Annotated in this window: 6 protein-coding genes; 1 reads left to right on the top strand and 5 read right to left on the bottom strand. The window is 63.1% G+C overall.

Annotation, left to right across the window (positions count from 1 at the left end; translation table 11 throughout):
• Window positions 1-21: 21 nt before the first annotated feature.
• Window positions 22-1350: a tRNA (N6-isopentenyl adenosine(37)-C2)-methylthiotransferase MiaB gene (gene miaB, locus ACE04F_RS11830; RefSeq protein ID WP_486106870.1), complete on the bottom strand. Its 1329-nt coding sequence runs from the start codon at window positions 1348-1350 to the stop codon at window positions 22-24.
• Window positions 1351-1484: 134 nt separating this feature from the next.
• Between miaB and ACE04F_RS11825 the strand changes: the two genes are divergently transcribed.
• Window positions 1485-1814, top strand: coding sequence for a DUF1820 family protein (locus tag ACE04F_RS11825; protein WP_003185742.1), 330 nt, complete (start codon window positions 1485-1487; stop codon window positions 1812-1814).
• Between the two features lie 170 nt (window positions 1815-1984).
• Here ACE04F_RS11825 and ACE04F_RS11820 read toward each other — a convergent pair whose 3' ends face one another.
• The 4 genes from ACE04F_RS11820 to ACE04F_RS11805 form a co-directional block, all read right to left on the bottom strand.
• Window positions 1985-2539: a tetratricopeptide repeat protein gene (locus tag ACE04F_RS11820; protein ID WP_486106867.1), complete on the bottom strand. Its 555-nt coding sequence runs from the start codon at window positions 2537-2539 to the stop codon at window positions 1985-1987.
• A 220-nt stretch (window positions 2540-2759) separates the two neighbouring features.
• A complete protein-coding gene (hemL, locus tag ACE04F_RS11815; RefSeq protein WP_486106866.1) occupies window positions 2760-4043 on the bottom strand; it encodes a glutamate-1-semialdehyde 2,1-aminomutase in 1284 nt (427 codons plus the stop codon).
• A 26-nt stretch (window positions 4044-4069) separates the two neighbouring features.
• Entirely contained in the window at window positions 4070-4696 is a 627-nt protein-coding gene (gene thiE / locus ACE04F_RS11810; protein WP_486106864.1) for a thiamine phosphate synthase, read from the bottom strand.
• 14 nt (window positions 4697-4710) lie between these two features.
• On the bottom strand, window positions 4711-5370 hold a 660-nt coding region (locus ACE04F_RS11805; protein WP_486106862.1), incomplete at its 5' end, for a bifunctional hydroxymethylpyrimidine kinase/phosphomethylpyrimidine kinase.

The following is a 5370-nucleotide window of genomic DNA, read 5'->3' as shown; positions in this document are numbered from 1 at the left end:
CTCCCACATGGGATAGTGTCGTTACTGGACCAGCGAACCGCGCAGGGAGTGCGGTTGCGCGGCGTCGATGTGCACGTCGGCGAACTGGCCGATCAAGGCCGGAGTGTCGCAGCGGAAGTTGACGATACGGTTGTTCTCGGTGCGTCCCTGCAATTCGCCCGGGTCTTTTTTCGAGTAATCGGTCACCAGGATCCGCTGGATGGAGCCGACCATTTGTCGGCTGATCTCGAAACCTTGCTGGTTCAAGCGGTGCTGCAAGGCGTTGAGCCGCTCCTTCTTCACTGCCTCGGGCGTCTCGTCCAAAAGGTCCGCCGCCGGCGTGCCGGGGCGCTGGCTGTAGACAAAGGAATAGGAGAAATCGAAGCCCACATCCTCGATCAGCTTCATGGTCTGCTGGAAATCCTTCTCGGTTTCGCCGGGGAAACCGACGATGAAATCCGAGCTGATGCAGATCCCCGGGACCGCCGCGCGCAGTTTGCGCAGCTTGGATTTGTACTCGAGCGCCGTGTGGTTGCGCTTCATGGCCGCGAGGATCCGGTCGGAACCCGATTGCACCGGTAGGTGCAGGTGCTTGACCAGCTCGGGAACCTCGGCGTGGGCCTGGATCAGGCTGTCGGAAAACTCCAGCGGATGCGAGGTGGTGTAGCGAATGCGGTCGATGCCGTCCACCGCCGCCACGACGCGGATCAGTTCGGCGAGGTCCGCCAGGCGCCCGTCGTGAGTCAGCCCGCGGTAGCCGTTGACGTTCTGCCCCAGCAGGGTCACTTCGCGCACACCGTTCTCCGCCAGGTGGATGATTTCGGCGATCACGTCATCGAAGGGACGGCTGACTTCTTCGCCGCGGGTATACGGCACCACGCAGAACGTGCAGTACTTGCTACAACCTTCCATCACCGACACGTAGGCGCTTGGGCCGTCGATACGCGGTTCGGGCAGATGGTCGAATTTTTCGATTTCCGGGAACGAGACGTCTACTTGCGGCAGTTTGGTGATGCGCGCGGCGTCGATCATTTCCGGCAAGCGGTGCAGGGTCTGTGGGCCAAAGACTACGTCCACGTAGGGCGCGCGATCACGTATGGCCGCGCCTTCCTGGCTGGCGACGCAGCCGCCCACGGCAATGACCATGTCCGGATTGGCCAGCTTCAGTTCGCGCCAGCGGCCCAACTGGGAGTACACCCGGTCCTGGGCACGTTCGCGGATCGAGCAGGTGTTGAGCAGGATCACGTCCGCGTCTTCCGCGCGGGCGGTGACTTCCAGGGCCTGGTGTTCGCCCAGCAGATCAACCATGCGCGAGCTGTCGTACTCGTTCATCTGGCAACCGTGGGTTTCGATGTAAAGCTTCTTGGCCATGGACGGGTTCATCACGTGATTCAAAGAACCGCGCATTATAGGGAACAAGTCCCGCGGTTCCTACCGCTGCGCGAGCAGTGGCTATGCTATAGTTCGCGCCCTCATTTTTTACCCGCCGATGTGTTTCGCCAGCCATGACCAAACGTGAAGCTCCAATCTACAAGGTGATTTTCCTCAACCAGGGCCAGGTGTTCGAAATGTACGCCAAACAGATCTATCAGAGTGATCTGTGGGGCTTCCTGGAGGTCGAGGAATTCGTCTTTGGCGAGCGCACGCAAGTGGTCGTCGACCCGAGCGAAGAGAAGCTCAAGGCGCAGTTCGAAGGCGTGGTGCGCAGCTTCGTGCCGATGCACTCGATCGTGCGCATCGACGAGGTCGAGCGCCTGGGCACGCCGAAGATCAGCGAAGCCCGTGGCGCGGTTGGCAATGTCATGCCGTTTCCGATGCCGATGCCTGAGAAGTAAACCTGTCTATAAGTTGAGCGCAGTCCTTTGTGGCGAGGGCGCTTGCTCCCGCTGGGCCGGTCCGACGCCTCGGGCGTAGCGGCCCCAAGATTTTGCGGTCGCTGCGCAACCGAGCGGGAGCAAGCTCCCTCGCCACAACAAACTCTCAGCCACGAGGGGCCGTGGCGGATTCAGGGCAGCGGCGAAAACGGCGTGCGCCCATCGGCGCTCTGCAATTCCATCAGGTATTTGCGAAAGATCTGTCCCAGCACCTGGGTGGCCACTTCCAGCTCGTCGCGGGGCATCTGCTCGGCGACTTCGTCGGCGGTGTCCAGGGCCTCTTCGGCGCCGTTGACCGCCGCCATCTTCAAGACGATGTAAGCCTGGACGTTGTTGGCCGGTACACCTTCGCCATGGAAGAACATGCCGCCAAGCTTGAATTGCGCCTGCGCGTGGCCTTGCAGCGAGGCTTTTTCGAAATAGTCGAGGGCTTGCTTGAGGTCGCGGGGCGCGGCCTTGCCGTCATAGTAGAACTCGCCCAGCTCATATTGCGCTTGGGCATCGCCCTCGTCGGCGGCTTTTCGACAGGCGTCGAGTGCCGGTGCCAGATCTTGTGGCTGGGTGTTGAGCGTGCAACGGCCCATCGCCGGGATCAACAACGAGTTGCCGCCTGCCTGTGCGTTGGCGAGCAGGGGCTGAAGGAGCAACAGGCAGCCCAAGGCAAGGGTGCGGCCGGTGCGGTTCATGGGAATCGACTTACCTCTGAGGGGCGCGTGGACCCTCCGGGGGATCCAATAAGCGCGCATTATGAAATAAGCAGGGCCATCCTTACAAAGTCTTTACTCGTTTTTCTGCTGCGAGGGAACGACATCGACCACTTGTTGGGTAAATACCTGGATAAAGGTAGCCCGAGGCAATGGTTCAATCACTGACGCTGGTGTCAGCCAGCGTCAGTTGTTCAGGCGTTTACTTCAGCGCAGCAAAGGCCCGCTCGGCCGCGTCGAGGGTGATCTTCAACTCGGCCTCGCCATGGGCGATGGAGGTGAAGCCGGCTTCGAACGCGCTTGGCGCCAGGTAGACGCCACCCTCGAGCATCAGGTGGAAGAAGCGCTTGAAGCGGTCGGCGTCGCTGGCCATCACGTCGTCGAAGGTCACGATGTCATCGGCGCCACTGAAGTACAGGCCGAACATGCCGCCGGCCTGGGTGGTCACGAACGGGATGCCCGCCGCATCGGCGCGTACTTGCAAGCCGTCGAGCAGGCGAGTGGTGAAGTCGCTCAGCTCGGCGTGGAAACCCGGACGGCTGATCAGGCGCAGGGTGGTCAGGCCGGCGGCCATGGCCAGCGGATTGCCCGACAGGGTGCCGGCCTGGTAGACCGGGCCCAGCGGCGCGATGCACTCCATGATTGCGCGCTTGCCGCCGAAGCAGCCCACCGGCATGCCGCCGCCGATGATCTTGCCGAAGGTGCTCAGGTCCGGCGTCACACCGTAATGAGCCTGGGCTCCGCCGAGGGCGACGCGAAAGCCGGTCATCACTTCGTCGAAAATCAGCACCACGCCGTGCTGGTCGCACAGGCTGCGCAGGCCTTCGAGGAAACCCGGCGCTGGCGGCACGCAGTTCATGTTGCCGGCCACCGGCTCGACGATGATGCAGGCCACTTCCTGGCCGACTTCGCCGAGCATTTTCTCGACTTCTTCGAGGTCGTTGAACGGCAGGGTCAGCGTGTGTTTGGCAAATGCCGCCGGCACGCCCGCCGAGCTGGGCACGCCTTGGGTCAGCGCGCCGGAGCCGGCCTTGACCAGCAGGCTGTCGGAGTGACCGTGGTAGCAGCCTTCGAATTTGATGATGCTGTCGCGCCCGGTGTAGCCACGCGCCAGGCGGATCGCGCTCATGGTTGCCTCGGTGCCGGAACTGACCATGCGCACCATTTCCATCGATGGCACGATGGCGCAGACCAGATCGGCCATTTCGGTTTCCATCGCGGTCGGCGCGCCATAGGACAAGCCGTGTTCCAGTTGCTTGCGCACCGCGTCCAGCACGTCCGGATGGCTGTGACCGAGGATCATCGGGCCCCACGAACCCACGTAGTCGACGTAGCGCTTGTCGTCTTCGTCGGTGACATATGCGCCCTCGGCGTGCTTGAAGAACAGCGGGGTGCCGCCGACGCTCTTGAACGCACGAACGGGTGAGTTCACGCCGCCGGGGATGTGTTTTTGGGCGTTGGCAAACAGGGTTTCGGAACGGGACATGGTTGGGCTCTCGAAAACGGAAATGACTATTTGATATTCAGCAGGTCATTGAAGGCGCGGGCGCGGCGCGTCACTTCAGCCGTGCTGTCGGCGCCGAACAGGCCATGGACCACCGCGAGCAGGTCGACACCATGGGCCACCAGCGGGGCGGCGTTTTCCAGGGTTATGCCGCCGATGGCGCACACCGGTATATGCAGTTTGATGCGGGCCTGTTCGAGCAGTTCAAGGTTTGCGGCGGGCGCCCCGGGCTTGGTGTTGGAGTTGAAGAAGCGCCCGAACGCGACGTAGCTGGCGCCTTCCCGGACGGCCTGTTCAGCCAGATCCAGGCTGGCGTGGCAAGTGGCGCCGACGATCGCCTTATGCCCCAGCAACGCCCGCACCGGCGCCAGCGGGCCATCGGTCTGGCCCAGGTGGACGCCGACGCCCAGGCGTGCGGCCAGTTCGGCGTCATCGTTGATGATCAATTGGGTCTTGTAGCGCTCGCACAGGTTGCGCAGCGCCTCGGCCTCGCGCAGGCGCCGGGCCTCGTCGCTACTTTTGTCGCGGTATTGCAGCAGGGTCACGCCACCTTCCAGCGCGGCTTCCACATAGGCGAGGAACTTGCCGGCCAGCAACTGGCTGTCGGTGACGGCATAAAGGCCACGTAATTTCATTCCACGGCTCCTGTCTACGAGCAGAAATCCAGCGGCAGGCGACGCGGTACGAACTGGCCTTTGCCCAGTTGTTCGGCATCGCGAAGGGTGCGCCAGGTGTAATCCAGCGCGGTCTTCACCGCGCTGGCGAGCTGTTCGCCCTGGGCCAGACGGCCGGCCAGGGCGCTGGCCAGGGTGCAGCCGGAACCGTGATAGCTGCCGGGCAAGCGCTGGCAGGTGAAGGTCTCGCGGCGTCCGTCGCGGCTGTACAGGCGATTGTGGACTTCATGTTCATCGCCGTGACCGCCGGTGATCAGCAGGTGCTTGACGAAGGGCAGCAGTTTTTCGGCGCATTCATCGGCGCTGCCTTCCGGCAGTTCGGCGAGAATGCGCGCTTCTGGGAGGTTGGGCGTGGCGATGATTGCCAGCGGCAGCAGACGCTCGCGCATGGCGTAGCCGACTTCATCCTTGCCCAGTCGTCCGCCGCCACCGGCGCGCAGCACCGGGTCGCAGACCATCGGCAGGTGTGGGTGCGCCTGGAGCAGCTCGACCACCGTGTCGACCATTTCCAGCGAACCGAGCATCCCCAGCTTGACCGCCGCGACGGGCGAATCGTTGAGCACGGCATTGGCCTGGGCCAGCACCCACTCGCGATCGAGTACGCGGAAATCGCTGACGTTGACCGTGTCTTGCAC

It is taken from the genome of Pseudomonas sp. AGC41 (assembly GCF_057334555.1).
This window is presented reverse-complemented; position numbering and strand designations above follow the sequence as displayed.